The sequence below is a fragment of the Mesorhizobium sp. P160927 genome (genome assembly GCF_057766385.1).
In genome coordinates this window covers 430,953-457,950 of record NZ_JBYMDW010000001.1, presented here as the reverse complement: position 1 = coordinate 457,950, position 26,998 = coordinate 430,953, and the positions used below count along the sequence as shown (strand labels likewise).

Here is a 26,998-nt window from a genome sequence, read left to right as displayed (position 1 = left end):
ACCATGGCCCTGATCGTCCTGTTCGGCACCTTCGTGTTCCTGCTGGTCATCGGCACGCCGATCGCCTTCTGTCTCGGCGTCGCCAGCTTCGCCACGATCCTCACGCTTGGCCTGCCGCCGGTCGTCGTGTTCCAGCGGCTCAATTCCGGCGTCGCCGTGTTTTCGCTGATGGCCATCCCGTTCTTCATCTTCGCCGGCGACCTGATGGTGCGCGGTGGTATCGCCGCTCGGCTAGTCGCGCTGGCAGGCTCCCTGGTCGGTCATTTGCGCGGCGGTCTGGGGCAGGTCAACATCGCCGCATCGACCATGTTCGGTGGCATCTCCGGCTCGGCCGTGGCGGATGCGTCGGCGGTCGGCGGGCTGATGATTCCGCAGATGAAGGCGCGCGGCTACGGCATCGACTATGCCGTCAACATCACCTCTGTCGGGGCCATCATCGCCCTTCTCATTCCACCGTCCCACAACATGATCATCTATTCGATCTCCGCCGGCGGCCGTATCTCGATCGCCGACCTGTTCACGGCTGGCGTGCTACCGGGTCTGCTGCTGGCGCTGTCGCTGATGATAACGGCCTATTGGGTCGCCAGCCGCCGGGGATATCCGACGGAGCCCTTCGCCGGCTTCGGCCGGGCCTTGCAGCTGCTTGTCGCCGCCATTCCCGGGCTCATCCTGATCGCCATCATCTTCGGCGGCGTCAGGTCCGGTGTCTTCACCGCGACCGAGAGCTCCTGCATTGCCATCGTCTACGCGTTCCTGGTGACGCTGATCATCTACCGCTCGATGAGCTGGGGCGATTTCGTCGCGGCGACGACGGCCTCGGTGCGCACCACGGCCATGGTGCTGATGATCATCGGCTGCGCGGCGGCCTTCGGCTGGCTGCTCGCCTATCTCAGGGTGCCGGCGGCGCTGGTCGCCTTTCTGCAGTCGGTGTCCGACAACAAGCTGGTGATCCTGCTGCTGATCAACGTCGTCCTGCTTATCCTCGGCACCTTCATGGACATGTCGCCGCTGATCATCATCACGACACCGATCTTCCTGCCGGTGGTCATGGCCTATGGCGTCGATCCCGTGCATTTCGGCGTCATCCTCATCCTCAATCTCGGCATCGGGCTTTGCACGCCACCGGTCGGCGCGGTTCTGTTCGTCAGCTGCGCGATCGGCCGCATTCCGATCTGGACCGCGATGCGCTCGATCTGGCCATTCTACGGCGCCGCCTTCGCCGTGCTGATGCTTGTCACCTACGTCCCGGAAATCTCATTGTGGCTGCCGGGCCTGTTCCATTAGAGCGGTTCAGCGATCGTTAGAATCGCTGAACCGTAACTCTTTGTTTTTACGCAATTCACGACGAAAAAACCGCTACGCGCTTGTCCTGCAATTGCTTTAGGAGGTCACCGAGGTGTCCGATACCGCAAACGACCTCAGGGTCGAGAGAAAACCCAAGCTGTCGGAAACCGTCATGGGGGCGATCCGCAAGCAGCTGCAGGTGGGCGAGATCCTGCCCGGCCACAAGCTGCCGACCGAGGGTCAGCTGACCGAAACCTTCGGCGTCAGCCGCACAGTCATCCGCGAGGCGCTGGCCAAGCTTGCCGCCGACGGTCTGGTCGAGCCGCGGCAGGGCGCCGGGGTGTTCGTCACCGAGCATATTTCGACCATGTTCGGGGCGCTGGCCGCCGACATGGGAGCCAAGGATTCGGTCGCGCTCAACGTGCTCGAGGTGCGGCTGGCGATCGAGATCGAATCGGCTGGGCTCGCCGCCATCCGCCGCAACGCCGCGCAGGAGGCGGCGATCCAGGAAGCCTTCTTCGAGTTCGAGCGGCTGCTGCTCGGCAGCCAGCCGACCGGCCCGGCCGACCTGGCCTTCCATCGCGCCATCGCCAGCGCCACCAACAACCCGTTCTATGTCGAGATGCTCGATGTGCTCGGCCGGCGCGCCATTCCATGCGACGTGACCTCGCCCTGGTCGACCGAACTGGCGCAGTCCGACAGCTACCAGCGCGGGCTGCAGCGCGAGCATCTGGTAATCCTTAACGCGATCACGGCCGGCGATGCCGAAGCCGCGCGCGAGGCGATGCGCGCCCATCTCGGCGCCAGCCAGCAGCGTTATCGCGCGCGCCTGCAGGCGCGACAGGCCTATTACGCCAGTTCGGTCAAGGCGGCCGCGGGCGAATGATCCACCGAAAGCCAGGACAGAGATGAGCCAGAACCACACCGACTATACATCGCGCTTCGCCATCGACCCGGCGGCCGCCGCCGCCATGGGAACGGATGAGCTGCGCCATAATTTCCATATCGAGGACCTCTTCCAGCCCGGCCGCATCAGCCTGACCTACACGCACTACGACCGCATGATCGTCGGCGGCGCCATGCCCGTGGGAACGGCATTGCCATTGGAAGCGATCAAGCCGACCGGCACCAACGGGTTTCTCGACCGGCGCGAATTGATCGCCGTCAACATCGGCGGCGCCGGCACGATCGAAGCCGGCGGCCAGTCCTTCGGCCTGCGGGCGCGCGACATGCTCTATCTCGGCATGGGCGCTGACACGGTTTCCTTCGCTTCCGCCGATAAGAACGACCCCGCCAAGTTCTATCTGCTCAGCGCGCCGGCGCATCAGGCTCATCCGAGCCGGCTGATCCGCCTCGATGACGCCAAGCGCCTCGATCTCGGCAGCAAGGAGGCCTGCAACGAGCGCTCGATCTTCCAGTTCATCCATGCCGGGGGAACAAAGACCTGCCAGCTCGTCGTCGGCATGACCCAGCTGGCGCCGGGCTCCATCTGGAACACCATGCCGTGCCATGTGCATGACCGGCGCATGGAGGCCTACCTCTATTTCGACCTGCACGAGGCGGCGCGCGTCTTCCACTTCATGGGCGAGCCGGACGAGACACGCCACATCGTCATGCGCAACGAGGAGGCGGTGCTGGCGCCGGGCTGGTCGATCCACTCTGGCGCCGGCACCTCCAACTATGCCTTTATCTGGGCGATGGCCGGCGACAATGTCGACTACACCGATGTCGATCCGGTGGCGATGGACATGCTGCGGTGAGCGACCTCACAGCCTTCAGCCTGGCCGGCAAGCGCATCCTGGTGACCGGCGCCAACACCGGCATCGGCCAAGGCATCGCGGTCTCGATCGCGCGCGCCGGTGGCGCCGTGATCGGCGTCGGCCGCTCGTCGATGGACGACACCGTGAGCAAGGTCGGCGCGGTGGGCGGCCAATTCGAGGCGATGAGCATCGATCTTGCCGACACGGCAGCAGTCGGACCGATGCTGGACCGCGTCTGGGACCAAAACGGTCCGATCGACGGGCTGGTCAACAATGCCGGCATCATCCGGCGAGCCGATGCCGTCGATCTCGGCGAAGCCGACTGGGACGACGTGATCGACGTCAATTTGAAGTCCGTCTTCCTGCTGTGTCAGTCCTTTGCGCGGCGCGTCCTTGCCGGTGGACGCCAGGGCAAGATCGTCAACATCGCCTCGGTGCTGAGTTTCCAGGGCGGCATCCGCGTCGCGTCCTACACGGCCTCCAAGCATGGCGTGCTCGGCCTCACTAGGCTGCTCGCCTGCGAGTGGGGGGCGAAGGGCATCAACGTCAACGGCATAGCGCCGGGCTATATCGACACCAACAACACACAGGCGCTGCGCGCCGATCCCGACCGCAGCGCGGCCATCCTTGGGCGCATTCCCGCCGGCCGCTGGGGCGAGCCCGGAGACATTGGCGATGCCGCCGTCTTCCTGCTGGCGCCGGCCTCGAACTATATGCATGGCGCGGTGGTGCCGGTGGACGGGGGATGGCTTGCGCGATGAGGAGAAGACGATGACCGAGCCGAAGATGTTCGCGCATGCCGGCCAGGGTGCCTGGACCCCGACCCCGGACGGCAATCGCCGGCGGGTTCTCCTCTCCACCGACGAACTGATGATGGTCGAATTCGGTTTCGATAAGGGTGGTGTCGGCGCCCTGCATTCGCATCCGCATGTGCAGGCGAGCTATGTCGCCGAAGGCCGCTTTGAGGTGACCATCGACGGCCGGACCGAAATCGTCGAGACCGGCGGCAGCTTCATCGTGCCGTCCGGCCTGGTGCACGGCGTCAAGGCGCTCGAGGCGGGGCGGCTGGTCGACAGTTTTACGCCGCACCGCGCCGATTTCCTCGCCTGACCGCGTCGCCGACGATTTCTCGGCCAACGAAAAAACCCGCGCCTCCAAGGAAGCGCGGGTTTGTTGCCTGGGCGCCAACGGAGCCCGCGGTACTCCAAACATCACCGCAGGTGCGAAAGCTACCGCATCATGGTGAAGATAGACTTAATGAACGTCAGGTGATGCGCCTGAGCAGGCCGAAAAGCCGTTCGAACGTCTTGCCATAGGGCGGCCGCAGAAGGCTCCCCGCGCTCAAGCGCGACTGCAGGAACACCGGTTTCTCCTTGCTGAAGGTGCGGAAACCCCATTCGCCGTGATAGGCGCCCATGCCGCTGGCGCCGACGCCGCCAAAGGGCTGGTTCTCCTGCACCAGATGCAGCATGCAGTCGTTGATGGTGACGCCACCGGCGACCGTCTCACGCAGGATGCGCTGGCGGTTGCCGCTGTCGTTGCCGAACCAGTAGAGCGCCAGCGGCCGGTCGGCCCGGTTCACATGGCCGATCGCATCGTCGACCGTGGCGTATTCGACGATCGGCAGCACCGGGCCGAAAATCTCCTCGCGCATCAGCCGCAGATCGGGGCCGGCGTTGCTGACCAGGGTCGGCAGGAGCTTCCGGCTCGTGGCGCCGAACGCTTCGCCGGCCGGATTTATTTCGGTGACGTCGGCGCCGGCCTCGCGGGCTTCCGCGACCATGGCGCGCAGGCGCTGGTAATGCCGGTCGCTGATGATGGCGGTATAGTCGGGGTTGTCGCGCAGCGAGGGGTAGAGCCGCGCCATGGCGATGGCGAGCTTCGCGGCGACCGTACCGGCTTGTCCCTTCGGCACCAGCAAATAGTCCGGCGCGATGCAGGTCTGCCCGGCATTCAACAACTTGCCATAGGCGACGCTGGCGACCGCAGTGTCGAGATCGCAGGAGGGATCGAGGATCGCCGGCGACTTGCCGCCGAGTTCGAGTGTGACGGGGGTCAGGTTGGCGGCGGCGGCGATCGCGACCTGGCGGCCGACCGCGGTCGAACCGGTGAACAGCAGATGATCGAACGGCATCGAGACGAAGGCCTTCCCCGTATCGGCATCACCGGAAATGACGCTGAGTTCGTCCGGGGCGAAATGTTCGCCGGCCAGCTTGGCCAGCAACCCAGAGAAGGCCGGCGTCAGTTCGGACGGCTTGACCAGCACGCGGTTGCCGGCGGCAAGCGCTGCCGTAACCGGCGCGACGGCGAGCTGGAAGGGATAGTTCCAGGGCGACACGATGCCGACGACCCCGAGCGGCTGCGGCACGAGGCGGTTCCTGCCTGGCAGGAACGGCAAGGTGGTGGCAATCCGGCGCTCCCGCATCCAGCCGCCGACATGGGCGAGCGCATGGCGAATGCCTGCGCGCACGACGAACAGTTCGGCCAGGCGGGTTTCATGCGCCGAGCGGCCGCCGAAGTCGGCGTCGATCGCCGCGCAGATTTCAGTCTCGTGCCGCTCGGTCAGCGCCAGCAGGCGCTTCAGCCGATCCTTGCGGACGCCAAGGTCGGGAAATGGTTGTGCCTTGAAGGCGACGCGCTGCAGCCGGAACCGTTCGCCCAGCAAATCCTGTCTCACCTGCAGCATCGCGCCCTCCCTGGCGTGTCGGCAAAGGCAAGCTTACATCGCAACGTGGCGGAATCCACCAGAGGTGCGTGTGCCGTTGGGGAAGGCGGCGCCGGCAGTGTTGCCGAGGGCATTGACGGGCGGTTGTGGTGGGATGAGCGGTGGGCTACTCCAATGCCTCACAAGGAGTCGCCCTTGACCATCTTCCCCGATCTCTCCCGTACGCGAAATATCGCTTGCCGCCAGGTGGCCGCCTGATGCCGGCACAGGCGGCGAGCATGCTGGCCGGCGATTCCAAGCGGCGCGTCCTGAAGGACGTGTTCGGCTTCGACGATTTTCGTCCCGGCCAGGCCGACGTGATGGATGCGCTGCTGGCCGGGCGGCATGTGCTGGCCGTCATGCCGACGGGCGCGGGCAAATCGCTCTGCTACCAGGTTCCGGCGCTGGTTCTGGGCGGGCTCACTCTCGTCGTCTCGCCGCTGGTGGCTCTGATGCAGGACCAGGTCGCGGCGCTGCGGCTTGCCGGCGTGGCGGCCGATACGATCAATTCCTCGCTCGACCGCGAGGCCAACGTCGCCGCCTGGCGCCGTGTGGCATCTGGCCAGACGCGGCTGCTCTATCTGGCGCCGGAGCGGCTGATGACCGAGCGCATGCTGGACGCCCTCTCCAGGCTCCACGTCAGCTTGATCGCCATCGACGAGGCGCATTGCATCTCGCAATGGGGTCCGGCGTTCCGGCCCGAGTATGAGGATCTCTCCCGGTTGCGCGGTATCTTTGCCAATGTGCCGATCGTCGCGGTGACGGCGACGGCCGATGAGAGTACGCGCACCGACATCGCCGCCCGCCTGTTCGCCGAGCAGGTCGAAACGCTGGTGCTGGGTTTCGACCGGCCCAACATCAAGCTGGCCATCGCGCCCAAGCAGGACAGCAAGCGCCAGCTGCTCGGCTTCATCGAGCGCCATGCGGGCAAGAGCGGCATCATCTATTGCTTGTCGCGCAAGAAAACCGAAGAGATGGCGGCCTTTCTGAAGCGCAACGGCGTCACCGCGCTCGCCTATCACGCCGGCATGAACAAGGAGGCGCGTGAAGCCAATCAAAACGCCTTCATGACCTTGTCCGGCGTCGTCATGGTGGCGACCATCGCGTTCGGCATGGGCATCGACAAGCCTGACGTCGCCTATGTCTTCCACACCGATATGCCGGGCAGCTTGGAAGCCTACTATCAGGAAATCGGCCGAGCCGGCCGCGACGGACGCGAGGCCGAGGCGCATATGCTTTACGGCCTTGGCGACATCCGCATGCGCCGGCTGTTCATCGACGACGAGGATGCCTCGTCAGAGCACAAGAGGCGGTCGCACCGCCGGTTGGACACGCTGATCGGCTATTGCGAGACCGCGCAATGCCGCCGCCAGGTGCTGCTCGGTTATTTCGGCGAAGAGGCTCAAGCCTGCGGCAATTGCGACAACTGCCTCGATCAGACGCCGCGCGCCGATGGCAGTACCGAAGCACGGAAGATCCTCGCGGCAATTGCAGAGAGCGGTGAGCGCTTCGGCGCGGCCCATGTCATCGATATCCTGCTTGGCCACGAGACCGAGAAGGTGCTGGCGAGAGCTCATCAAACACTCAGCAGTTTTGGCGCCGGCGCCGCGCACAGGAAGACAGTGTGGCTGTCGCTGATCCGGCAACTGGTAGCCGGCGGGTTCCTCATGCCGGATCCCGAGGGCCATGGCGGTCTCGCCATCTCCGAAAGCGGCCGCGCGCTCGGCCGTGGCGAGATTGCATTCCAGTATCGCGTCGAGACGCGGGATCCTTTCGTGCGGGGCAGGAAGCGTCCCGGGGAAGGCGCCGCCGCGGAAGCCGAGGGCGTCGATGCTTCGCTGCTGGCGGCGCTCAAGTCGCTGCGGCTGCGGCTCGCCAAGGAGCGCCAGGTGCCGGCCTATGTGGTGTTTTCCGACCGCACGCTCATCGACATGGCCGCCCGCCGCCCGCGCGACCTCGATGCGTTTGCCGAAGTGAATGGCGTGGGAGGGGCGAAGCTCAAGGAGTTTGGCGCGATTTTTCTGGCCGCGATCGCGGCGCAACAGGCTGGTTGAAAGCTTGACGGCGAGGGCTGATCTGGCTGATCCAACGAGCAGTATAGGCTAGGTTATCAAAGTTGGGAGCGCAGCCTGCTGGCCAGCCAGTCCGAAATTTTTTCCCGCAGGGGACGCGCTTCCCATTCAGCCAGGGTGATCCGCCGGGATCTCCCAAGGTCCTGGTTGAACAGGTCGATCTGCGTGTTTGCGAAATCCCTGCCGTAGACGTTCAGACTGGCTTCATCGTTCAGCCGCAAGGAGCGTTCGTCCAGATTGGTGGAACCAAAGCTCGTCCAGACGTCGTCAACGATCAGCAGCTTGGGATGATACATGGTGGGCTGAAACTCGTAGATATGCACACCGGCCCTAAGCAAGTCGCCCCAGAAATAGCGCGAGCCCTTCCGAACCAATGGCACGTCCGTCAGCGCGTTCGGAACGATCACATCGACAGACACGTCTCGCTTCCTGGCGTCCAGAATCTGCTGGAGGGCGATGTCGTCGGGGACGAAATAGGCCATTCCGATCCGCAGGTGATCCTTGGCGGCGGCTATCGCGGCCAGCATCATCAATTCCATGTTCTCCGAGCCATTTGGCTGCGAAGAAAGTATCAGCTGGGCGCCGAGCGACCCCGCGGGTTCGGGCGGAGGGTAGAACTTTTGACCTTGCAATGCCTCACCGGTCGTCTCCAACCAATTTTCGGCAAAAGCCGCCTGGAAAGCAGGCACGGCGGTCCCTTCGATCCGATAGTGCGTATCGCGCCATTCATCCGGATTGCGGGCGTCTCCGCGCCAATTGTCGGCGATGCCGACGCCACCCGTAAAAGCCACCCGTCCGTCGACGATGAGCAGTTTGCGATGGGTCCGGTTGTTCACACGGTCCAACGTATACCAATGGATCGGCCGGTAGCGTTGGAACCTCACGCCGGCTCCTGTCATGATGTGGATGAGATCTTCATCGAAAGGCAGACTGCCGACCCAGTCGACAAGCACCCGGACCTCGACACCTTGCCGCGCCTTGGCCGCCAAGGCTTGTGCGAATTCATTTCCGACGTCCCCAGACCAATATATATAGGTCTCAAAATCGATGGTGGACCGGGCCGCGCCGATCGCCTGGAGCATCGAAGGAAAAATCTCGTCGCCGTTCACAAGGGTCTGCACCGCGTTCGCGTTTGACATCTGTCCCAGCGAGTAGCTGCTCATCGACCTGGCGAACTGGGGGTCCGATGCGTCGAAACGATGCGCGACGATCGTCCGCAAAACGCGCGGTTCAGGGGTCAGGTTTATGGCCGCCAACGTGACCAGACCGGCGACAACCGCAACGGCCACATAGCTTAGTGTCTTGAGCAGCGGGCTGAACTTTCGGCCCAACCGCGTTGGCTTCGCGCCTCTCAGCAACGCCACGAAACCGGTAGCGCGCATGTCAGTCGCCCTGCTGCTTGCGATCGCGATGTTTTTCGATGTCCTCGGGCTCTTCATCGTCGATGCGGGTGATGGTCGAAGCAGAATTGTTTGATCTCAGCATTTCGTCCAACTTGGCATGAATGGCCTGGGTATCGCGATGTTCAGCCCGCTGAATGAAGAGCGTCATGGCCCAGGTGAGGAGTGTGGCCGCGCCATGCCAGTTCAAGCTTTGCCGATCGAAAACGATCCAGAAGATCGCATAGGCCAGCAGAACCAGGAATGCTGCCGGACGGGAGGTCCACGTGCCGATCGAGGTGAGGGCGCCGGTAATGGGGTGATTTGCCATCAGCAGGAACTTTCCACGGTAACGCAGGTTCCCGCGAGCGCGTCGGCGAAGGCTGCCGTGCAGCACGGTTGTCTGGCGGGAGCCATCAGGCCCTGACCATCCGTATTGGTTGGGCATTGTCTCGAATGGCTGAAGCGTCAGAGGTTGCAATGGGAGCCTTGCGATCGCGGGCCTTTCTCGGAGCGCCCCAGCGTCGGGACGTTCTCAAGGCAGCCCGGCGAGTACTGCGCCAATACCCTTTCCAGACGCGCGAGCAGAACTTTCCTGGACTTTATCTCGTACCCCAACCGCAATGTGCCTCCCACGCTTTTGCGGTTGGTGGTCAGCTCCTGCTGCAGAATGCCGATGTGGAGGCGAACCTCATCGGCCTGTGCTCGAAGTGCTGCCTTGATTGGCCCTCGACCTTGCATGCTGAACTCGATCTCCGTGGAAACGGATATCGAACTTGAGGGACATGCTTTGGTTCCTCGGCATCGCTTCTTATTTTCCGATCCGCGACAGCCGGTCGCGTCCTGCCGCACGCATGCCAGCGCCTGTCTCCAATCAGGGACAAGCCAGCGAATTGGCGTGAGCCGATGCCGGCGGCATTTTTAACTTGGGGGAATGGCGGAGAGGGAGGGATTCGAACCCCCGATGGGCTTGCACCCATGCCGCATTTCGAGTGCGGTGCATTCGACCACTCTGCCACCTCTCCGCGGTCATGGTCGGCCGTTGCCGGCGCGGCGCACTAGATAACGGCTGAACGGGCAGGTTACAAGGCCAAATCCGTGAGTTATTTGGCTTTCCGGAAAAGCCACGGATTCACAGCGGTGCTTGCGGCGGGGCCGGTGCGGATTTCCCGCCGTCCCGCATCCTCGCGCTGCAGGGGACGGGAGCGTCGTGCGGTCTTCTCGACCCGGCCCGTGCTTGGCCGCCAATAACAGTTCCGCGGCTGTCTGCCTTGACTCCCACGCAACCTTCGGTTAGGGACAGCGCGCAATCGGCGTGGAGGGTTCTTCCACGCCGCTTGTTTTTTGAACCCGCAGACTGACAAAAAGACGGCCGAACCGCTAGAGGCGGTTCATCAAGGCCGACCGAACAGCGAAAGGCAAAAAATGTTCGCAGTCATTAAAACGGGCGGTAAGCAGTATCGCGTTGCCGCCAACGATCTCCTGAAGATCGAAAAAGTCGAAGCCAATGTCGGCGACATCGTCGAGATCGGCCACGTGCTCGCCCATGGCGAGGGCGAGAATGTCACGTTCGGCGCGCCGTTCGTCGATGGCGCCGTGGTGACCGCCGAAGTCGTGGAGCAGGGCAAGAACCGCACGGTCATCGCTTTCAAGAAGCGTCGCCGCCAGAATTCGCGCCGCAAGATCGGCCATCGCCAGCTTTTGACCACCGTGCGGATCTCCGAGATCCTGCTGGGTGGCGCCAAGCCCGCCAAGAAGGCGGCCGTCAAGGCGGAAGCCAAGGCTGCGGTCGCTCCCGAGGCGGCGCCGAAGGAAGCCAAAGCCAAGAAGGACGCCGCCCCCAAGGAAGACGCGAAGGCCGAGGCCGTCGCCGCGCCGCTGTTCAAGGCGCCGAAGGGGGAACCGGACGACCTGACCGTGATCAAGGGCATCGGCCCGGTCGCCGCCAAGGATCTCGCCGAGCAGGGCATCATCACCTTCGCGCAGCTCGCCAAGCTGACCGAGAAGGACGTTGCCAAGATCGACGAGAACATGCCGTTCAGCACCGACCAGATCAAGGACTGGCGCGAGCAGGCCAAGGAACTGGCTAAGAAGTAAGGCGAACCGGCGCGAAACGTCGCCGGATCGGACTTGAAACGGAACGCGAACGCGTTCATAAGACCATTCAAGCGCCCATGGGCGCATCGGAGTTAGTTAGATGGCACACAAGAAAGCTGGCGGCTCGTCGCGCAACGGTCGCGACTCGCATTCCAAGCGTCTGGGCGTGAAAAAGTTCGGCGGCGAAGCCGTCATCCCGGGCAACATCATCATTCGTCAACGCGGCACCACCTGGCATCCCGGTGTCAATGTCGGCATGGGCACGGACCACACCCTTTTCGCGCTCGAAACCGGCGCCGTGACGTTCAACAAAAAAGCCAACGGCCGAACCTACGTATCGGTCAACCCGATTACCAAAGCCGCGGAGTAGCCGGTTCCGCACTAGAAACACCGGCGCCCATCTCGGGACCGGTGTCTGGCAAAACCAGGAAAAGGATCAGGGGAGATGGGTTTCCATCTCCCCTTTTTCTTGTGCCTGGAGGACTTCAAATGGTTGCCGAAGCGGAAGACTCAGAAGACGAAAGTTACGCGATAGATTGCCCGGTGCTGGTCACCGAGCGGCTGGTGATGCGCGCTCCCGATGAGCGGGATATCGCGCAACTGGTCGAGCTTGCCGACAACCGCCACGTTGCCGAGATGCTGGCGCGCATGCCGCACCCCTATGGGGAGGCCGAGGGACGTGCTTTCCTCGCCATGACCAAGGCGCGGCGCGCCGGCATCGCCTATGCGCTGACGCTGGCAGGCACCGACACTTTCGTCGGCTGCGCCGGGCTGAACACCACCGATCGCGGCCTTGAGCTCGGCTACTGGATCGGCGAGCCCCACTGGAAGAGGGGCTACGCGACGGAGGCAGCGCACGCACTGGTCGACCTCGCCTTCCAGAAGACGTCGATCCAGGTGCTGCAGGCCTCGACGAGGGTCATCAATCCGGCTTCACGCCGCGTCATCCACAAATGCGGTTTCCAATATGCCGGCCAGGGCATGCTGAATTCGATCGTTGCCGGCCAGGTGCCCGTCGAGCGTTATCGGCTCGACAGGAAAACCTGGACGAGCCTGCGCAATTGGATCCACTTCTAGGTGCGTCGATATTCAGGTGAGGCCGGCCTGACCTGAATCTCGGCACTCTTGGCACATGGGGCGGAACAGGACAAAATCAGCTGGGGAGCAGACTTGGGCTTAGCCCAGTTCGACCCAGACCGGCCGGTGGTCGGAACCGACTGACTGCCTGTCGACCCACAGGCGCTTCAGCGACCGAGCAAGCGATGCGCTGGTGAAGACGTAGTCGATGCGCTTGTGGCGGCTGGCGTTGGTGGGGTCCTTGGGATCGACCCAAGAGACGAGATCGTCGCCAGCGACATCGAGGCGCAGGGCGGCATCGACGGCGAAATCGGCGGTCAGCGGCATGCCGAATTCATGGTCTGGCCGGCCGGCAAGTTCGACATATTCGGGCGAGCCGGCCAGCATGTTGAAATCGCCCATGCCGACAAAGGCTTCCGGATGCGGCAGTTCCGGCAGGCCGATCTCGGCAACGCCGGACAGCGCGCCGCCTTCGAGCGCGTAGTTCAACAGACGCCGGCGCAGGAACTGGATCTGGCTGGCGCGTTCGATCGGGCTGCGGTGATCGAGATGGATGGAATAGAAGCGGATGAACCCAAGCGGCGTCTCGATCAGGGCTTCCAGCGCGCCGCGCTGGAAGTTCATCATCTCGAAGCTGCGGCTGCGCGGCAACAACAGGTTGCGCGACAGATGAATGGGCGTTTTCGACAAGACCATGTTGCCGAGCTGGAAGGTCGTGGTGATGGCGCGGCCGTCCTCGATGCGCGAGCCGATATTGGCCTCGAAATTGCTGCCATAGACGGCGAAATAATCGGGCAGCGCCTCGCCGATCTCGGCCACCATGTCGCGGCTGCCGTTCCGGGGATTGTTGCGGGTGACCTCCTGCAGCGCGATGACGTCGGCGCCGCGCACCGCGTCGGCGATGCGCCCGACATCGTAGCGTCCATCGAGACCGATGCCGTACTGGATGTTGTAGGTTACAAGCTTCATTCCGACGTCTCTCCGGCCAACCCCGCGCGGCCATCGTCACAAAACGGCCTCGCCCTTCGCCGCGCCTTGGTTTAGAGCAAGGCCCAAGGTTTAGAGCAATGCCGCAAGGCCAATAAAAGAAACCGCAGTCCCATGAAATTTCTCGATCAAGCCAAGGTCTATGTCCGCTCCGGTGACGGGGGCGCCGGTTCGGTGTCGTTCCGGCGCGAGAAGTTCATCGAGTTCGGTGGGCCGGATGGCGGCGATGGCGGCCGCGGCGGCGATGTCTGGCTGGAAGCGGTCGACGGGCTGAACACGCTGATCGACTATCGCTACCAGCAGCATTTCAAGGCCAAGACCGGAGTCCACGGCATGGGCCGCAACATGACCGGCGCCAAGGGCGCCGATGTCACGCTGAAAGTGCCGGCCGGAACGCAGGTCTTCGAAGAGGACAATGAGACGCTGATCTGCGACCTCACCGTCGTCGGCCAGCGCTTTCTCCTGGCCAAGGGCGGCAATGGCGGCTTCGGCAACCAGCATTTCAAGACCTCGACCAACCAGGCGCCGCGACGCGCCAATCCCGGCCTTCCCGGCGAAGAACTCAATATCTGGCTCAGGCTGAAGCTGATCGCCGATGCCGGGCTGGTCGGGCTGCCGAATGCCGGCAAGTCGACATTCCTGGCCGCGGTCACCGCGGCCAAGCCGAAGATCGCGGACTATCCGTTCACGACCCTGCATCCGGGCCTCGGTGTCGCCCGCATCGATGCGCGCGAATTCGTCATCGCCGACATTCCAGGTCTGATCGAAGGCGCGCATGAGGGCGTCGGCATCGGCGACCGCTTCCTCGGCCATGTCGAGCGCACGCGCGTGCTTTTGCACCTGGTTTCGGCGCAGGAGGAGAATCCGGGCAAGGCCTACAAGACCGTGCGGGCCGAGCTCGACGCCTACGGCCATGGCTTGACCGATAAGGCCGAGATCCTGGCGCTGAGCCAGGTGGACACGCTCGACGCAGACGCGCGCAAGAAGAAAGTCGCCTCGCTGAAGCGTGCCGCCGGCCGCGCGCCGATGCTGCTGTCGGCGGTCACCGGCGAAGGCGTCGAGGCGGTGCAGCGGGCGTTGATGGCTGTCATCGCGGAGGCGCGCGCGCAGACCACACCCGTGGTCGAGACGCGCTGGGAAAAGTAAGGTCATGCAGCCGCTCAGGAAATACCGGCGCATCACCGTCAAGATCGGCTCGGCGTTGCTCGTCGACCGCGCGAGCGGCCTGAAGCGCGACTGGCTGGCCTCGCTCGCCGACGACATCGCGGTGCTTGCCCAGGGAGGAGCCGAAATCCTCGTCGTGTCGTCGGGCGCCATCGCGCTCGGCCGCACCATCCTTGGCCTTGGCAAGCGCGCCCTGAAGCTCGAGGAGAGCCAGGCCGCCGCCGCCGTCGGCCAGATCGCGCTCGCCGGCGCATGGTCGGACGCGCTCGGCAAGGGTGCCTTGAAATCGGGCCAGATCCTTTTGACGCTTGGCGATACCGAGGAGCGCCGGCGTTATCTCAACGCGCGGGCCACCATATCGACGTTGCTCAAGATGAAGGCGGTGCCGGTCATCAACGAGAACGACACGGTGGCGACCTCCGAAATCCGCTATGGCGACAATGACCGGCTGGCGGCCCGTGTCGCCACCATGATGGGCGCGGACCTTTTGGTGCTGCTCTCCGACATTGACGGGCTCTACACCGCGCCGCCAGCATTGGACCCCGGTGCGAAGTTCATTCCGGTGGTCGAGCGCATCACATCAGACATCGAAGCGATGGCCGGAGCCGCCGCGTCCGAGCTGTCGCGCGGCGGCATGCGTACCAAGCTCGATGCGGGCAAGATCGCCACCGCGGCGGGCACGGCGATGATCATCACCTCCGGCACAAGGCTGTCGCCGCTGATGGCGATCGAGCGCGGCGAGCGCGCGACATTCTTCAAGCCCAGCGCCAATCCGGTGAAGGGCTACAAGACCTGGATTGCCGGCCAGCTCGAACCGGCCGGGCGGCTGACCGTCGATGCCGGCGCCATCGGGGCGCTTATTTCGGGCAAGTCGCTGCTGCCGGCCGGGGTCAAGCTGGTCAGCGGCAATTTCTCCCGCGGCGACACGGTGGCGATCCTGTCGCCCGAGGGCCGCGAGATCGCGCGCGGGCTGGTTGCCTACGATGCCACCGATGCCGTAAGGATCGCAGGCCTGAAGACGGGCGAGATCGAGACCGTGCTCGGTTACGAGGCGCGTTCGGCGATGATCCACCGCGACGATCTCGTCGTAAGTCACGCCGGCGACGACACAGGCGGAGGATGAGCCATGCTGAAGCTGCATGAAAAATCCGGGGACGACACCGTGGCGCTGATGGCCGATATCGGCCGCCGCGCTCGCGCTGCCGCCCGACCGCTGGCCATCGCCACCGCCGCCGACAAGAACGCCGCGCTTGTCGCTATGGCCGACGCGATCATTTCCCGCGAGCGGGACATTCTCGACGCCAACGCCATCGATGTCTCGGATGGCCACGAATCCGGACTTTCCGGCTCCTTCATGGATCGGCTGAAGCTCGATCCGGCACGCATCCGCGCGATGGCGGACGGCATTCGCGAAATCGCTGCCCTGCCCGATCCAGTCGGTGATGTCATCGCCGCGTGGGAGCGGCCGAACGGTCTGCACATAGAGCGCGTGCGCACGCCGCTCGGTGTCGTCGGCGTGATCTATGAAAGCCGGCCGAACGTGACGGCGGATGCCGGCGCGCTCTGCCTCAAGGCTGGCAATCCGGTGATCCTGCGCGGCGGCTCGGATTCGCTCAATTCCTCCTCGGCGATCCATGCGTGCCTTGTCGAAGGACTGAAGGCGGCCGGTCTGCCTGAGGATGCCATCCAGCTGGTGCCGACCACCGATCGCGCCGCGGTCGGCGAGATGCTCAAGGGCCTTGGCGGCACGCTCGACGTGATCATCCCGCGCGGCGGCAAAAGCCTGGTTGGGCGGGTGCAGGGCGAGGCAAGGGTGCCGGTCTTCGCCCATCTCGAAGGCATCTGCCATCTCTATATCGACCGCTCCGCCGAGCTCGACATGGCGGTGCGGGTCGCCGTCAACGCCAAGATGCGGCGCACCGGCGTCTGCGGTGCCGCCGAAACGCTGCTGGTCGACCGTGCGGTCGCCGCCACCCATCTGATGCCGATCCTCGACGCGCTTCGCGCCGCCGGCTGCGAGATCCATGCCGATGCCGAGGTACTGAAGGTGTTTTTCGACGCCAAGCCGGCGACCGATGCCGACTGGGTGACCGAATATCTCGACGCCATCATCGCGGTGAAGCTGGTCGACGGCATCGGTGGCGCGATCGAGCATATCGAAACCTTCTCCTCGCATCATACCGAGGCGATCGTCGCCGAGGATGCCAACACCGTCGAACGCTTCTTCAACGAGATCGATTCGGCGATCCTGCTGCACAATGCCTCGACGCAGTTCGCCGATGGCGGCGAGTTCGGCATGGGTGCCGAAATCGGCATCGCCACCGGCAAGATGCACGCGCGCGGGCCCGTCGGCGTCGAGCAATTGACCTCGTTCAAATACCGCGTGCGCGGGTCGGGACAGGTGAGGCCTTGACGTCTTTCGTTGCTAGAGCCTGAGGCGATGCTGGCGTCTTCTGAACCGGCAATATCCTCCGCTTATCTGAAAATGCCGCATGCCGAGAAGGGCCTTGCCGTCGGCCTGTTCGGCGGTTCGTTCAACCCGCCTCATGCCGGCCACGCATTGGTCGCCGAAATCGCTTTGCGGCGTCTGGGGCTGGACCAGCTTTGGTGGATGGTGACCCCAGGCAATCCGCTGAAGAGCACACGCGAGCTGGCGCCGCTGGGCGAGCGCATCGCGTTTTCCGAGAAGATCGCCAAGAACCCGAAGATCAAGGTCACAGCCTTCGAGGCGGCACACAATGTGCGCTACACCGCCGACACGCTGGCGCTGGTCAAGGCGCGCAATCCCGGCGTCGACTTCGTCTGGATCATGGGCGCCGATTCCCTGCGGGACTTCCATCGCTGGCAGCGCTGGCGCGAGATCGTCATGACCTTTCCGATCGCGGTCATCGACCGACCGGGCGCCACGCTGTCCTTTCTGTCGTCGGTTGTCGCCAAGACCTTCGATTACGCCCGCATCGACGAAGGCGACGCGCCAAGGCTGGCGCGGATGAAGGCGCCGGCCTGGACCTTCATTCACGGGCCGCGTTCCTCGCTGTCGTCGAGCGCCATTCGGCAAATGACGAAGGGTTGAGCGTCTCGTCCATCCGGCCATGTCGTTTTTACAGCGGCGTCCGCCTGACCCATGGGCGATGCTGATCAGCCATGGCGATTCAGAAGCAAACCCATCCCACGATCGGCCCCGACCAGGGCAACACGCCTGCGCCGCTGATCGCGATTGCCAGTGTCATCGTGTCGATGGCGCTGATTGCCATCGGCAACGGGCTGATGTTCGCCTATATCCCCGTCCGGCTCGGCATCGAGGGATTCGATCCAGTCTGGGCAGGGCTGATCGTCACCGGCCTGTCGGCCGGCGGCCTCGCCGGCTGTATCCTGACCGGCCCGCTGGTGCGCAGGGTCGGCCACGCACGTGCCTTCATGGTGTTGTCGGCGCTGATCGCGCTGTCCAATGCCGCCATCGGCGCCGGACCGCACCCGCTGCTGTGGATCGTGGCGCGCGCGCTTTACGGCTTTGCGATATGCGGCCTGTTCATCGTCGCGCAGAGCTGGCTCAACGATGCACTGCCGAACGCCGTCCGGGGCCGGGTGATGGCTGTGTTCTATGTCGCCTACATTGCCGGTCTTGGCGTTGGTTATGCGACGCTTGCCGTGATTGACATTCACACGGCCGCCGCGTCGCTGATCGGCATCGCCTTTACCGCTCTGTCGATCCTGCCTGTCGGCATGACACGCCTTGCCCAGCCGCCGGCGCCGCAGGCTGCTTCGGTGGCGTTGCGCCAAGCCTGGCGGATTTCGCCGGTCGGCGTCGCCGGCATGCTGGCGGTCGGCGGCCTGTCGATGATCATTTCCGGCTTCGCGCCCATCCACGCCACGGCCAAGGGCTACAGCCAAGCCGATGTCGCGCTGCTGCTGTCGGCAATGCCGGTCGGCACGCTGATCCTGCAGATACCGCTCGGCTGGCTCTCCGACCGTACTGATCGGCGCTACGTGCTTGCCGGCGCCGCGGCGCTGGCGGTCGTCGCCAGCGTGCTCGCCATCGCCTTCGACGGCGGTGCTCTGATGGCTCTGGTGGTGATCTACCTGATCTGGGACGGGGCGGCGGAATCGATCTATGCGCTCTCCAGCGCACATGCCGCCGACCGCGCCAGGAAGGATGAACTGCTGGCGCTGTCGAGCTCGATGCTGTTTGCCTGGTCGCTCGCCGGCTTCATCGTGCCAGGCATCGTCACGGCGCTTTCCGCCGTCTTCGGCACGGCAACCTTCATCTATGTCGGCATCGTCATCGCCTCGGTATTCTGCCTTTTCGTGCTGTGGCGGGTGATCGCGGCTGGCCGCGTTCCGGCGGCCGCCACGGGCAGTTTCGCGCCGATGTCGGCGCATGCGCCCTTGCCGGTCGAACTCGCCTTCGCGCCGGACGAAGCGGTCCGCCACAGGGGCGACTGATTACTGCTTGCGGGCCTCGGGTGGCGGTGCCTCCGGAGGCGGCTGCGGGATCGAGATGCCCTCGCTGTCGAAGGCCTGCTTGGCGCGTTTCGTCATGTCGGTGGCGAAATGGTCCGCCGCCGCGGTCCAGTAGCGCAAGGTGAGCGAAACGGTCGTATCGCCGAGCCCGGCCACGAAGGCGATCGGCGCCGGTTCGCGGCGGATGCGCTTCTCGGCACCGGCAATGGCAAGCAATGTCTTCTGGGCGCCGTCCATGTCGTTCCAGGAGCCGATGCTGAGTGTGATGTCAGTGCGGCGCACGCCGTTGCGGGTGAAATTGCGCACCGGCTGATTCCACAGCGTCGAATTGGGCGCCAATATGTAGATGCCGTCGGCGGTTCTGAGCTTGGTGGCGAATAGGCCGATTTCCTCGACCGAACCGGCAATGGAACCGACCTCAACGGATTCGCCAATGCGGAATGGCCGCAGAGCAAGCAGCATGATGCCGGCGGCGATGTTCTGCAGCGTGCCTTGCAGGGCCAGACCGATGGCGAGGCCGATGGCGCCGATCGCGGCGATGATCGATGCCGTCTGCACGCCGAACTGGCCTAGCACCATGATGACGACGAGGATCAGAATGGCGTAGCGCGCGATCTTCGAAAAGAAATGCCGCAGAGTCGCGTCGAAACCATGGATATGGCCGAGGCCAGCCGAGATCGAGCGCTCGGCAAGGTTGGCAACGCTGTAGCCGACCACCAGGAGGATGACGGCGCCGAGGGCGGAAAAGGAATAGGAGACGATCAGCGTACTCAGCTGCGCGAGGCCGGTCTGGACGGTGAGAAAGGTGTTTTGCGGGTCGATCGGCATGGCGGGATTCCGGTTGGTCGGTCAGCCGGTAATCGCTGCGGAAGGGCTGGGTTCCGATGTTTTTGCGTCTCGCGTGGAACAACATTCCAGTCGGCGAGTTCGCGTCGATCGGGGCTCCGTCTTGAAACTGCAACGGAACTCTGCCTATCTAAGTGGTGTCACCTGCTTTAAGGGGTGATTTGGTTGTTCTTGCTGCGAAAGGAAATACACTGAGAACAGCACTGCGGAAGAAGGCCGACATCGTGCCTTCGCCGGCCAGGATCAGCGTAGACGACGCCGTGTCCCGTGCCATCAAGACAGTCCTTGCCAGTCTGGAAGACTCCAAGGCCGAAAACATTGTCTCAATCGACATTCAGGGGAAATCGAGCCTCGGCGACTACATGGTCGTTGCGTCGGGCCGATCGCACCGTCATGTCGCGGCTGTCGCCGATCATCTCCTCAAGGCGCTCAAGGATGCCGGTCTCGGCACCGCGCGCGTCGAGGGACTGTCAGGCGCCGACTGGGTCCTGATCGATTCTGGCGATATCATCGTCCATGTCTTCCGTCCCGAAGTCCGCGAATTCTACAATCTCGAAAAGATGTGGCAGGCGCCGGATCTCGAGGAAGAGACCCTCCACTAAGCCGATTGTGTTCGATGCATGTCGTTGCCGTAAACCGGTTCCCTCTGTCGGGTGACATGCATTAGCGGCTATAGAGGCGAGGATGAAGATTTCAGTTCATGCCGTGGGCCGAATGAAAGCCGGCCCCGAGCGGGAGTTGGCCGACCGCTATTTCGAGCGCTTCGCCAAGAGCGGCCCCGGCGTGGGGCTCGAATTCGCCGGGATCACCGAGATCGCCGAGGGCCGCGCGCAGAGCGCCACCGAGCGCCAGCGCGACGAAGGTTCGCGGCTGCAGGCACAGCTGCAGCCAGGCACGGCCCTCATCCTGCTCGATGAGCGAGGCAAGAGCCTGTCTTCACAGGATTTCGCCGGCCGTCTCGGACAGTTGCGCGACGGCGGACGCAAGGCGCTGGTCCTCGCCATTGGTGGCGCCGACGGCCACGATCCGTCGCTGCGCGGCCAGGCCGAGCTGGTGATGTCGTTCGGGGCGCTCACCTGGCCGCATCAGCTGGTGCGGGTGATGCTGGGTGAACAACTCTACAGGGTAGCGACGATCCTGTCGGGTCATCCCTATCACCGATCCTGAAAGCCACCGGATCGCACCGAATTTGGCCCCAAATGCCGCGCAAGATTCGACGTGGGCCTGTTTTTCCGTTGCATTGCGTTATTGCGAACCCTTTGGGCGAAGGCGCTAACATGGTTGATGATTCGTTAACGAAGGCGCGGATAGAATCGATCGCGAATGTCTGAAGGCTGGAAATCGACGACGGGCTCATCGACGGGGGGCTCCTGGCGCGTGCGCTGCGGTATCGCCGCCGCGGCGGCGCTTCTGTCGCTGCATGCGGTGCGGGCCGAAAATACGCTCGATATGGCGCCCGATCCGGACCAGAGCCGTGCCGAATACGAGCAGGTTTCGAAGGAAATAACGCTGTCGTCCGAACGGCTGGCCAAGCTCGCCGCCGATATCGCAACGGTCAAGAAGGACCACGCCTCGATCACGGCGGCACTCATCCAGTCGGCGATGACCGAGCAGAAGCTCGGCCAGGACATCGAGGACATCGGCGCCAAGCTGGAAGGGCTGAAGGGCCAGCAGCAGAAGATTCGCGCTTCACTGGCGGCGCGACGCGACGTGCTGGCCGAAGTGCTGGGTGCGCTGCAGCGCATGGGGCTCAACCCGCCGCCGGCGATCCTGGTCAAGCCGGAAGACGCGCTGTCGTCGGTGCGCAGCGCCATCCTGCTAGGCGCCGTGGTGCCGGAGCTGCGCCAGCAGACCGACAGCCTGCTGGCCGATCTCAAGGAGCAGACCCGGGTGACGGCTTCGATCGAGGCCGAACGGGCGCGGCTGACGGCGGCGGTCGGCGATCAGACGGCGGAAAAGAAGCGGCTCGGCATGCTGCTCGAAGCCAAGCAGAAGCTCGAGACCGACACGAAGGCGCAGATGGCGGCCGAACAGCAGCGTTCCGAGCAATTGGCGGCCAAAGCCAGTAGCCTGAAGGATCTGATCGCCTCGCTCGAAGCGCAGGCGGACAAGAACCGCAGGGCCGCGGACGCCGCGAAGACAGCCGCCGCTGGCCAGGCCGGCGGCACCGAGCCCGGCGGCGACCAGACGGCATCGCTGCCGGTTCCCGAAGGCAACAGGTTGACCGCCGCGGCGCCTTTCTCGGCGCTGCAAGGACAGGTCGCCCTGCCGGTCACCGGTCGCATCAAACGCAGGTTTGGCGCCGACGACGGTAACGGCGCCTTGATGCTTGGGGACATGGTTGCGACACAATCGGGAGCCATCGTCACCGCGCCGGCGGATGGGAATGTGCTTTATGCGGGGCCGTTTCGCTCCTACGGTCAACTCTTGATCCTCAATGCCGGCGACGGTTATCATGTCGTCTTGGCTGGGATGAGCAGAATCAGCGTCGCGACTGGCCAGTCGGTGCTTGCAGGAGAGCCGGTCGGCGCGATGGGAGAAGCCCGGGTGGCAAGCACCTCGGTTTCGAAGAATGGAAATGCCACGCCGGAGCTCTATGTCGAGTTCCGCAAGGATGGAAAACCCGTCGATCCGGCCCCATGGTGGGCGGACCGTTTTTCTGGAAGGACGTGAAATGATGCGGAAACTGTCGCTTCTGTTTGCCGGTGCGCTGATGGGCGCGTCCGCCATGAGCCTTGTCTATGGCGCACCCGGCTCGGCGGCGAACGCTGCGGGGTCGGAGACCTACAAGCAACTGGCGATCTTCGGCGACATCTTCGAGCGGGTGCGGGCGCAGTATGTGACCCCGCCCGACGACAAGTCGCTGGTCGAGAACGCCATTAACGGCATGCTTTCCTCGCTCGACCCGCACTCCTCCTACATGAACGCCGAACAGGCGCAGGACATGCGCGTGCAGACCAAGGGCGAGTTCGGCGGCCTCGGCATCGAGGTCACCATGGAGAATGACCTGGTCAAGGTGATCACGCCGATCGACGACACGCCGGCCGCCAAGGCTGGTGTGCTGGCCGGCGACTATATCGCCAAGATAGACGGCGAGGAGGTTCGCGGCCTGACGCTCAACGACGCGGTCGACAAGATGCGCGGCCTAGTCAACACGCCGATCAAGCTGACCATCCTGCGCCAGGGCGCCGACAAGCCGATCGAGCTGACGGTGGTGCGCGACATCATCAAGGTCAAGGCGGTCAAGTTCCGGGTCGAGAACGATATCGGCTACATGAAGATCACCTCCTTTACCGAAAAGACCTATGACGACCTCGAGAACGCCATCGAGACCATCAAGAAGCAGGTGCCGGACGACAAGCTGAAGGGCTATGTGCTCGACCTGCGCCTCAATCCGGGCGGCCTGCTCGACCAGGCGGTGAGCGTGTCGGATGCCTTCCTCAAGCGCGGCGAGATCGTCTCGACGCGCGGACGCGATCCAAAGGACGTCACCCGCTTCGACGCCAAGCCGAAGCAGACCGACGACATCAACGGCAAGCCGATGATCGTGCTCGTCAATGGCGGCTCGGCCAGCGCTTCGGAAATCGTCGCCGGCGCGCTGCAGGACCTGCGCCGCGTCACGGTGGTCGGCACGCAGTCCTTCGGCAAGGGCTCGGTGCAGACCATCATCCCGCTCGGCGAGAATGGCGCGCTCAGGCTGACGACGGCGCTCTATTACACGCCGTCGGGCAAATCGATCCAGGGCAAGGGCATCACGCCCGACATCAAGGTCGACCAGCCGCTGCCGCCCGAACTGCAGGGCAGGGATCTGACGCGCGGCGAATCCGATCTCAAGGGCCATATCAAGGGCGCCGACGAGAGCAAGACCGGCTCGGGTTCCGCAGCCTATGTGCCGCCGGATCCGAAGGACGACCTGCAGCTCATCTATGCCGAGCAGTTGCTGCGCGGCCAGAAGACCGATCCGGCCTTCCCGCCCAATCCGGAAAAGGCCGTGCTCAACCAGTAAGGCAACCGGTCTGGCCGGTTGAACGAAGCAATGCGATGCTGCCGGGACCGAAAGGTTCCGGCAGTTTGATTCGGGGGGCAGGACCAAGCCTCCAGATACGGCGCCAAGGGGCGCCAGGATTGATGAATTCGTGCATGTGTTGCGGAAGGAGGTCGCCTTCGGAACCGTGCATCGGGGACAGGGCTTGGCTGATATCGGCAAGGACATCGAACGCCCGCTTGGACAGGCCGTCCAGGCGCCTCGCGCCGCCGGCAAGATCAGCGTCGGTGTGATCGCGATGAGCGCGATCGTGCTTGCCGTGGTCGGCGTCTCGGCCGCGATCGCGTTCAGGGAAAAGCCCTTTCGAAAGCCGCAGGAAGTCGCCGTCTCGACGCCGAAAGTGACCGCGGCGGCCGAGCCCGCCGCGTCGCCTCCCGCATTGGCCCCGGCGGCGACGCCAAAAGTGGAGATGCCGGCCAAGACGGGCGGTCCGCAAATCATTCATGTGCAGACCGAAGAAGGCGATGGCTCGCCAAAGGCGGCAATTGTCATTCGCGATCCATCGACCGTCGGCCAGAACCTCAAGATCGCGCATATTCCCGACAGGGCGATGATAGAAACCAGTGAAACCGGGCCCTTGCCGATGCGCTCCGCCGACGGAAGGCGACCCTTCGACGTCTATGCGCGGCCATGGTCCGGCACGCGTGGCGCACGTGTGGCGATCATCATCGGCGGGCTCGCGGTTTCACAGACCGGCACCCAGGCGGCGATCGCCAAGCTGCCGGCGGAAGTGACGCTGGCCTTCGCGCCACAGGGTAATAGCATCGGCCGTTGGATGCAGGCCGCAAGGCAGAGCGGCCACGAGGTCGTCATGCAGGTGCCGCTTGAGCCGTTCGACTATCCCAAGGTCAACCCCGGCCGCAACACGCTGACGGTGGCGGCGAGCGCGGAAGAAAACCTGAAAAACCTGCACTGGGCGCTGTCGCGGACGACGAACTATACCGGTGTCATGAACTATATGGGCGCGCGGTTTTCCGCCGACTCCGCGGCCATGGAGCCGTTCATGGCCGAACTTGGCAAAAGGGGCCTCGCCTATATCGACGACGGCTCGTCGGCGCGCAGCCTGGCTCCGGACATGGCGCTGAGGAATGGTGTGCCTTTCGTCGCCGGCGACACGGCGATCGACGCGGTGCAGGATCGCGGCGCCATCCTGAAGAAGCTCGACAGTCTCGAAGCGACCGCGCGTGCCAAAGGCACGGCCGTCGGCATCGGCTCGGCTTTCGACCTGACGGTCGACACGGTGTCGTCATGGGTGGCCGAGGCCAAGAAGCGCGGCATTGAGATCGTGCCGATTTCAGCGGTGGCCGTCGATCCGCAAAAGGGTTAGCCAAGGCCTTCGGAAAGGCGACTGGAGAGACTGAGTGATGCCGCAGACGAAAAAAGTCGACCGCGAAACGCTGCCCTACCGACCCTGTGTCGGGCTGATGATCCTCAATGGCGAAGGGCTGGTCTGGGTCGGGCATCGCATTGCCGAACCCGACAGCGAGTTCGCCGGCACAACGCAGCTCTGGCAGATGCCGCAAGGTGGCATCGACAAGGGCGAGGAGCCGTTGCAGGCCGCCGAGCGCGAGCTCTATGAGGAGACCGGCATGCGCAGCGTCTCGCTGTTGGCGGAAGCGCCGGACTGGATCAACTATGACCTGCCGGACCACCTGGTCGGTATCGCCTTCAAGGGGCGGTATCGCGGCCAGACGCAGAAATGGTACGCCTTCCGCTTCCATGGCGATGCCAGCGAGATCCAGATCAATCCGCCGCCGGGCGGCCACACAGCCGAATTCGACAAATGGTTATGGCGGCCGATGCAAGACCTGCCCGACCTGATCGTGCCGTTCAAGCGCAAGGTCTATGAAGATGTGGTGGCGGCGTTCAGACATCTGGCGCGATAGCCGCGCGGCCCTGGCCGAGGTTGCCGCGCCGGTGCGGTGGTCGTATTGGTCGTCGATGCAACGAGGCTCGCCATGAACGACGCCGTCAACGGGGATGCTTCGAAAACCGCCACCGGTGGGCCAATCAGCGAAGCGGCAGCCGGGGCGATCCTGACCATCGATCTCGGTGCGATCCGCGAAAACTACCGGCGGCTGAATGCAAGGCTGGGTGGCGTACGCTGTGCCGGCGTGGTCAAGGCCGACGGCTATGGTCTAGGTGCGGGCCAAGTGGCATGGGCGCTGATGAAAGAAGGCTGCGACATCTTCTTCGTCGCTCTGCTGGCCGAAGGAATTGCGCTCCGCAAGGCGATCGGGACGGGACCCGAGATCTATGTGCTGAACGGTCTGCCGCCAGGCTCCGAGGGGGAAGCGGTCGCGTCTGGTCTCCGCGCGGTCATCAACAGTGGCGCACAGTTGAGAGCCTGGCGCGCGGCGGGACACCGCGTTGGCCAAAGACTTCCGGCCGCGATCCAGGTCGACAGCGGCATGTCGCGACTTGGCATGGCGCCGCCCGACGTCGAGGCGATGGCCGGCGACACCGCCGCGTTCGATGGCATCGGCGTCAGATATCTGATGAGCCACTTGGCTTGCGCCGACGAGCCGCACCATCCCGCCAACGAACAGCAGCGGCGGGCCTTCGAGCGGTTGCGGGCCATGCTGCCCGGGGCACCCGCCTCGCTCGCCAATTCCTCCGGCATCTTTCTGGGACCATCCTATTATTATGATCTCGCTCGCCCTGGCGCCGCGCTCTACGGCATCAATCCGACGCCTGCCGAACCCAACCCGATGCTGCCCGTGGTGCGGCTGCAGGCCAAGGTGGCGCAGACGCGCGGCGTCGAAAAGGGCGCCGGCATCGGCTATGGCCACACCTACCATGCGGAAGGGCCGCTCAGCCTGGCGACGATCTCGTTCGGCTACGCGGATGGCTGGCTGCGCCGGTCCGCGTCGGCCGCCTGGTTCGAGGGCACGCGCCTGCCCTTCCTCGGACGCGTGTCGATGGATTCGATCATTCTCGACATCTCGGCCCTGCCGCCCGGCAAGCTTCGCGAAGGGGATCTCGTCGAACTACTCGGCCCTTCGCAAAGCGTCGACGACGCCGCCGGCCATGCCGGCACGATCGGCTACGAAATCCTGGCCAGCCTCGGAACGCGGTTTCACCGGCGCTATATCGGCGGGTAACCCTTGGGACTAACCCCT

General features: G+C 64.3%; 26 protein-coding genes and 1 tRNA gene. 21 read left to right on the top strand and 6 right to left on the bottom strand.

Annotation, left to right across the window (positions count from 1 at the left end; genetic code table 11):
• Positions 1 to 3 precede the first annotated feature (3 nt).
• The 5 genes from AC3CB8_RS02320 to AC3CB8_RS02300 all read left to right on the top strand — a co-directional run bounded on the left by AC3CB8_RS02320 (position 4) and on the right by AC3CB8_RS02300 (position 4,154).
• Complete coding sequence (locus AC3CB8_RS02320) at positions 4 to 1,284, top strand: TRAP transporter large permease (RefSeq protein WP_023784229.1); 1,281 nt, start codon at positions 4 to 6, stop codon at positions 1,282 to 1,284.
• Between the two features lie 112 nt (positions 1,285 to 1,396).
• Positions 1,397 to 2,170 carry a FadR/GntR family transcriptional regulator gene (locus AC3CB8_RS02315; protein WP_352564012.1) on the top strand — a complete coding sequence of 258 codons (774 nt, stop codon included), beginning with the start codon at positions 1,397 to 1,399 and terminating at the stop codon, positions 2,168 to 2,170.
• A 22-nt stretch (positions 2,171 to 2,192) separates the two neighbouring features.
• Positions 2,193 to 3,044 (top strand): 5-dehydro-4-deoxy-D-glucuronate isomerase, encoded by an 852-nt coding sequence (kduI, locus tag AC3CB8_RS02310; RefSeq protein WP_023784231.1) that lies wholly within the window; start codon positions 2,193 to 2,195, stop codon positions 3,042 to 3,044.
• Positions 3,041 to 3,805 carry a 2-dehydro-3-deoxy-D-gluconate 5-dehydrogenase KduD gene (kduD, locus tag AC3CB8_RS02305; RefSeq protein ID WP_023771752.1) on the top strand — a complete coding sequence of 255 codons (765 nt, stop codon included), beginning with the start codon at positions 3,041 to 3,043 and terminating at the stop codon, positions 3,803 to 3,805. Before kduI ends, kduD begins: the two co-directional genes overlap by 4 nt.
• Before the next feature lie 10 nt (positions 3,806 to 3,815).
• Positions 3,816 to 4,154 carry a cupin domain-containing protein gene (locus AC3CB8_RS02300; RefSeq protein WP_023771751.1) on the top strand — a complete coding sequence of 113 codons (339 nt, stop codon included), beginning with the start codon at positions 3,816 to 3,818 and terminating at the stop codon, positions 4,152 to 4,154.
• Between the two features lie 154 nt (positions 4,155 to 4,308).
• Here the strand turns inward: AC3CB8_RS02300 and AC3CB8_RS02295 are convergent, their stop codons facing one another.
• A complete protein-coding gene (locus AC3CB8_RS02295; protein WP_352564013.1) occupies positions 4,309 to 5,730 on the bottom strand; it encodes a coniferyl aldehyde dehydrogenase in 1,422 nt (473 codons plus the stop codon).
• 236 nt (positions 5,731 to 5,966) lie between these two features.
• Here AC3CB8_RS02295 and recQ point away from each other — a divergent pair, with 236 nt between their 5' ends.
• A complete protein-coding gene (gene recQ / locus AC3CB8_RS02290; protein WP_352564015.1) occupies positions 5,967 to 7,802 on the top strand; it encodes a DNA helicase RecQ in 1,836 nt (611 codons plus the stop codon).
• Positions 7,803 to 7,858: 56 nt separating this feature from the next.
• Here the strand turns inward: recQ and AC3CB8_RS02285 are convergent, their stop codons facing one another.
• The 3 genes from AC3CB8_RS02285 to AC3CB8_RS02275 all read right to left on the bottom strand — a co-directional run bounded on the left by AC3CB8_RS02285 (position 7,859) and on the right by AC3CB8_RS02275 (position 10,224).
• A complete protein-coding gene (locus AC3CB8_RS02285; protein WP_023771748.1) occupies positions 7,859 to 9,202 on the bottom strand; it encodes a phospholipase D-like domain-containing protein in 1,344 nt (447 codons plus the stop codon).
• Between the two features lies 1 nt (position 9,203).
• A complete protein-coding gene (locus tag AC3CB8_RS02280) occupies positions 9,204 to 9,530 on the bottom strand; it encodes a low affinity iron permease family protein (protein WP_023771747.1) in 327 nt (108 codons plus the stop codon).
• 604 nt (positions 9,531 to 10,134) lie between these two features.
• Positions 10,135 to 10,224, bottom strand: a tRNA-Ser gene (locus AC3CB8_RS02275).
• A 400-nt stretch (positions 10,225 to 10,624) separates the two neighbouring features.
• On the opposite strand from AC3CB8_RS02275, the gene AC3CB8_RS02270 reads away from it, so the two are divergent.
• The 3 genes from AC3CB8_RS02270 to AC3CB8_RS02260 all read left to right on the top strand — a co-directional run bounded on the left by AC3CB8_RS02270 (position 10,625) and on the right by AC3CB8_RS02260 (position 12,373).
• Positions 10,625 to 11,296: a 50S ribosomal protein L21 gene (locus AC3CB8_RS02270; RefSeq protein WP_352564016.1), complete on the top strand. Its 672-nt coding sequence runs from the start codon at positions 10,625 to 10,627 to the stop codon at positions 11,294 to 11,296.
• Positions 11,297 to 11,396: 100 nt separating this feature from the next.
• The gene (gene rpmA, locus AC3CB8_RS02265; protein ID WP_015315190.1) at positions 11,397 to 11,666 is read left to right on the top strand and encodes a 50S ribosomal protein L27; all 270 of its coding nucleotides are present in this window, start codon (positions 11,397 to 11,399) and stop codon (positions 11,664 to 11,666) included.
• Between the two features lie 119 nt (positions 11,667 to 11,785).
• Positions 11,786 to 12,373 carry a GNAT family N-acetyltransferase gene (locus AC3CB8_RS02260; RefSeq protein WP_352564017.1) on the top strand — a complete coding sequence of 196 codons (588 nt, stop codon included), beginning with the start codon at positions 11,786 to 11,788 and terminating at the stop codon, positions 12,371 to 12,373.
• 99 nt (positions 12,374 to 12,472) lie between these two features.
• Here the strand turns inward: AC3CB8_RS02260 and AC3CB8_RS02255 are convergent, their stop codons facing one another.
• Positions 12,473 to 13,342, bottom strand: a complete 870-nt coding sequence (locus tag AC3CB8_RS02255; protein WP_352548867.1) for an endonuclease/exonuclease/phosphatase family protein — start codon at positions 13,340 to 13,342, stop codon at positions 12,473 to 12,475.
• 132 nt (positions 13,343 to 13,474) lie between these two features.
• Here AC3CB8_RS02255 and obgE point away from each other — a divergent pair, with 132 nt between their 5' ends.
• The 5 genes from obgE (at position 13,475) to AC3CB8_RS02230 (ending at position 18,967) form a co-directional block, all read left to right on the top strand.
• Complete coding sequence (gene obgE, locus AC3CB8_RS02250; RefSeq protein WP_023771742.1) at positions 13,475 to 14,506, top strand: GTPase ObgE; 1,032 nt, start codon at positions 13,475 to 13,477, stop codon at positions 14,504 to 14,506.
• Positions 14,507 to 14,510: 4 nt separating this feature from the next.
• Entirely contained in the window at positions 14,511 to 15,647 is a 1,137-nt protein-coding gene (gene proB, locus AC3CB8_RS02245) for a glutamate 5-kinase (RefSeq protein WP_023771741.1), read from the top strand.
• Positions 15,648 to 15,650: 3 nt separating this feature from the next.
• A complete protein-coding gene (locus AC3CB8_RS02240; protein WP_352564018.1) occupies positions 15,651 to 16,937 on the top strand; it encodes a glutamate-5-semialdehyde dehydrogenase in 1,287 nt (428 codons plus the stop codon).
• Positions 16,938 to 17,009: 72 nt separating this feature from the next.
• Complete coding sequence (locus tag AC3CB8_RS02235; RefSeq protein WP_435053040.1) at positions 17,010 to 17,597, top strand: nicotinate-nucleotide adenylyltransferase; 588 nt, start codon at positions 17,010 to 17,012, stop codon at positions 17,595 to 17,597.
• A gap of 71 nt (positions 17,598 to 17,668) precedes the next feature.
• Entirely contained in the window at positions 17,669 to 18,967 is a 1,299-nt protein-coding gene (locus AC3CB8_RS02230) for an MFS transporter (RefSeq protein ID WP_352564020.1), read from the top strand.
• Here the strand turns inward: AC3CB8_RS02230 and AC3CB8_RS02225 are convergent, their stop codons facing one another.
• Positions 18,968 to 19,813 (bottom strand): mechanosensitive ion channel family protein, encoded by an 846-nt coding sequence (locus AC3CB8_RS02225; protein WP_352564021.1) that lies wholly within the window; start codon positions 19,811 to 19,813, stop codon positions 18,968 to 18,970. It lies immediately after the preceding gene.
• A gap of 242 nt (positions 19,814 to 20,055) precedes the next feature.
• Here AC3CB8_RS02225 and rsfS point away from each other — a divergent pair, with 242 nt between their 5' ends.
• From rsfS to alr, 7 genes are all read left to right on the top strand, one after another.
• Positions 20,056 to 20,433, top strand: coding sequence for a ribosome silencing factor (gene rsfS, locus AC3CB8_RS02220; RefSeq protein ID WP_015315198.1), 378 nt, complete (start codon positions 20,056 to 20,058; stop codon positions 20,431 to 20,433).
• Between the two features lie 82 nt (positions 20,434 to 20,515).
• Entirely contained in the window at positions 20,516 to 20,998 is a 483-nt protein-coding gene (gene rlmH / locus AC3CB8_RS02215; RefSeq protein ID WP_023784239.1) for a 23S rRNA (pseudouridine(1915)-N(3))-methyltransferase RlmH, read from the top strand.
• A gap of 156 nt (positions 20,999 to 21,154) precedes the next feature.
• Entirely contained in the window at positions 21,155 to 22,504 is a 1,350-nt protein-coding gene (locus tag AC3CB8_RS02210; protein ID WP_023794834.1) for a murein hydrolase activator EnvC family protein, read from the top strand.
• Between the two features lies 1 nt (position 22,505).
• Complete coding sequence (locus tag AC3CB8_RS02205) at positions 22,506 to 23,837, top strand: S41 family peptidase (protein ID WP_015315201.1); 1,332 nt, start codon at positions 22,506 to 22,508, stop codon at positions 23,835 to 23,837.
• Positions 23,838 to 24,021: 184 nt separating this feature from the next.
• The gene (locus tag AC3CB8_RS02200) at positions 24,022 to 25,203 is read left to right on the top strand and encodes a divergent polysaccharide deacetylase family protein (RefSeq protein WP_352564023.1); all 1,182 of its coding nucleotides are present in this window, start codon (positions 24,022 to 24,024) and stop codon (positions 25,201 to 25,203) included.
• Positions 25,204 to 25,240: 37 nt separating this feature from the next.
• Positions 25,241 to 25,762 (top strand): RNA pyrophosphohydrolase, encoded by a 522-nt coding sequence (locus AC3CB8_RS02195; RefSeq protein WP_352564024.1) that lies wholly within the window; start codon positions 25,241 to 25,243, stop codon positions 25,760 to 25,762.
• 72 nt (positions 25,763 to 25,834) lie between these two features.
• On the top strand, positions 25,835 to 26,980 hold the full coding sequence (alr, locus tag AC3CB8_RS02190) for an alanine racemase (RefSeq protein WP_352564025.1): 1,146 nt from the start codon (positions 25,835 to 25,837) through the stop codon (positions 26,978 to 26,980).
• Positions 26,981 to 26,998: the final 18 nt, after the last annotated feature.

Bases quoted from the DNA above. Each gene is read 5' to 3' on its own strand.
- AC3CB8_RS02320 (WP_023784229.1), top strand. From the start codon at position 4: ATGGCCCTGATCGTCCTGTTCGGCACCTTCGTGTTCCTGCTGGTCATC.
- kduI (WP_023784231.1), top strand. From the start codon at position 2,193: ATGAGCCAGAACCACACCGACTATACATCGCGCTTCGCCATCGACCCG.
- AC3CB8_RS02300 (WP_023771751.1), top strand. From the start codon at position 3,816: ATGACCGAGCCGAAGATGTTCGCGCATGCCGGCCAGGGTGCCTGGACC.
- AC3CB8_RS02295 (WP_352564013.1), bottom strand. From the start codon at position 5,730: ATGCTGCAGGTGAGACAGGATTTGCTGGGCGAACGGTTCCGGCTGCAG.
- recQ (WP_352564015.1), top strand. From the start codon at position 5,967: ATGCCGGCACAGGCGGCGAGCATGCTGGCCGGCGATTCCAAGCGGCGC.
- AC3CB8_RS02285 (WP_023771748.1), bottom strand. From the start codon at position 9,202: ATGCGCGCTACCGGTTTCGTGGCGTTGCTGAGAGGCGCGAAGCCAACG.
- AC3CB8_RS02280 (WP_023771747.1), bottom strand. From the start codon at position 9,530: ATGGCAAATCACCCCATTACCGGCGCCCTCACCTCGATCGGCACGTGG.
- AC3CB8_RS02270 (WP_352564016.1), top strand. From the start codon at position 10,625: ATGTTCGCAGTCATTAAAACGGGCGGTAAGCAGTATCGCGTTGCCGCC.
- rpmA (WP_015315190.1), top strand. From the start codon at position 11,397: ATGGCACACAAGAAAGCTGGCGGCTCGTCGCGCAACGGTCGCGACTCG.
- AC3CB8_RS02260 (WP_352564017.1), top strand. From the start codon at position 11,786: ATGGTTGCCGAAGCGGAAGACTCAGAAGACGAAAGTTACGCGATAGAT.
- AC3CB8_RS02255 (WP_352548867.1), bottom strand. From the start codon at position 13,342: ATGAAGCTTGTAACCTACAACATCCAGTACGGCATCGGTCTCGATGGA.
- obgE (WP_023771742.1), top strand. From the start codon at position 13,475: ATGAAATTTCTCGATCAAGCCAAGGTCTATGTCCGCTCCGGTGACGGG.
- proB (WP_023771741.1), top strand. From the start codon at position 14,511: ATGCAGCCGCTCAGGAAATACCGGCGCATCACCGTCAAGATCGGCTCG.
- AC3CB8_RS02240 (WP_352564018.1), top strand. From the start codon at position 15,651: ATGCTGAAGCTGCATGAAAAATCCGGGGACGACACCGTGGCGCTGATG.
- AC3CB8_RS02235 (WP_435053040.1), top strand. From the start codon at position 17,010: ATGCCGCATGCCGAGAAGGGCCTTGCCGTCGGCCTGTTCGGCGGTTCG.
- AC3CB8_RS02230 (WP_352564020.1), top strand. From the start codon at position 17,669: ATGGCGATTCAGAAGCAAACCCATCCCACGATCGGCCCCGACCAGGGC.
- AC3CB8_RS02225 (WP_352564021.1), bottom strand. From the start codon at position 19,813: ATGCCGATCGACCCGCAAAACACCTTTCTCACCGTCCAGACCGGCCTC.
- rlmH (WP_023784239.1), top strand. From the start codon at position 20,516: ATGAAGATTTCAGTTCATGCCGTGGGCCGAATGAAAGCCGGCCCCGAG.
- AC3CB8_RS02210 (WP_023794834.1), top strand. From the start codon at position 21,155: ATGTCTGAAGGCTGGAAATCGACGACGGGCTCATCGACGGGGGGCTCC.
- AC3CB8_RS02205 (WP_015315201.1), top strand. From the start codon at position 22,506: ATGATGCGGAAACTGTCGCTTCTGTTTGCCGGTGCGCTGATGGGCGCG.
- AC3CB8_RS02195 (WP_352564024.1), top strand. From the start codon at position 25,241: ATGCCGCAGACGAAAAAAGTCGACCGCGAAACGCTGCCCTACCGACCC.
- alr (WP_352564025.1), top strand. From the start codon at position 25,835: ATGAACGACGCCGTCAACGGGGATGCTTCGAAAACCGCCACCGGTGGG.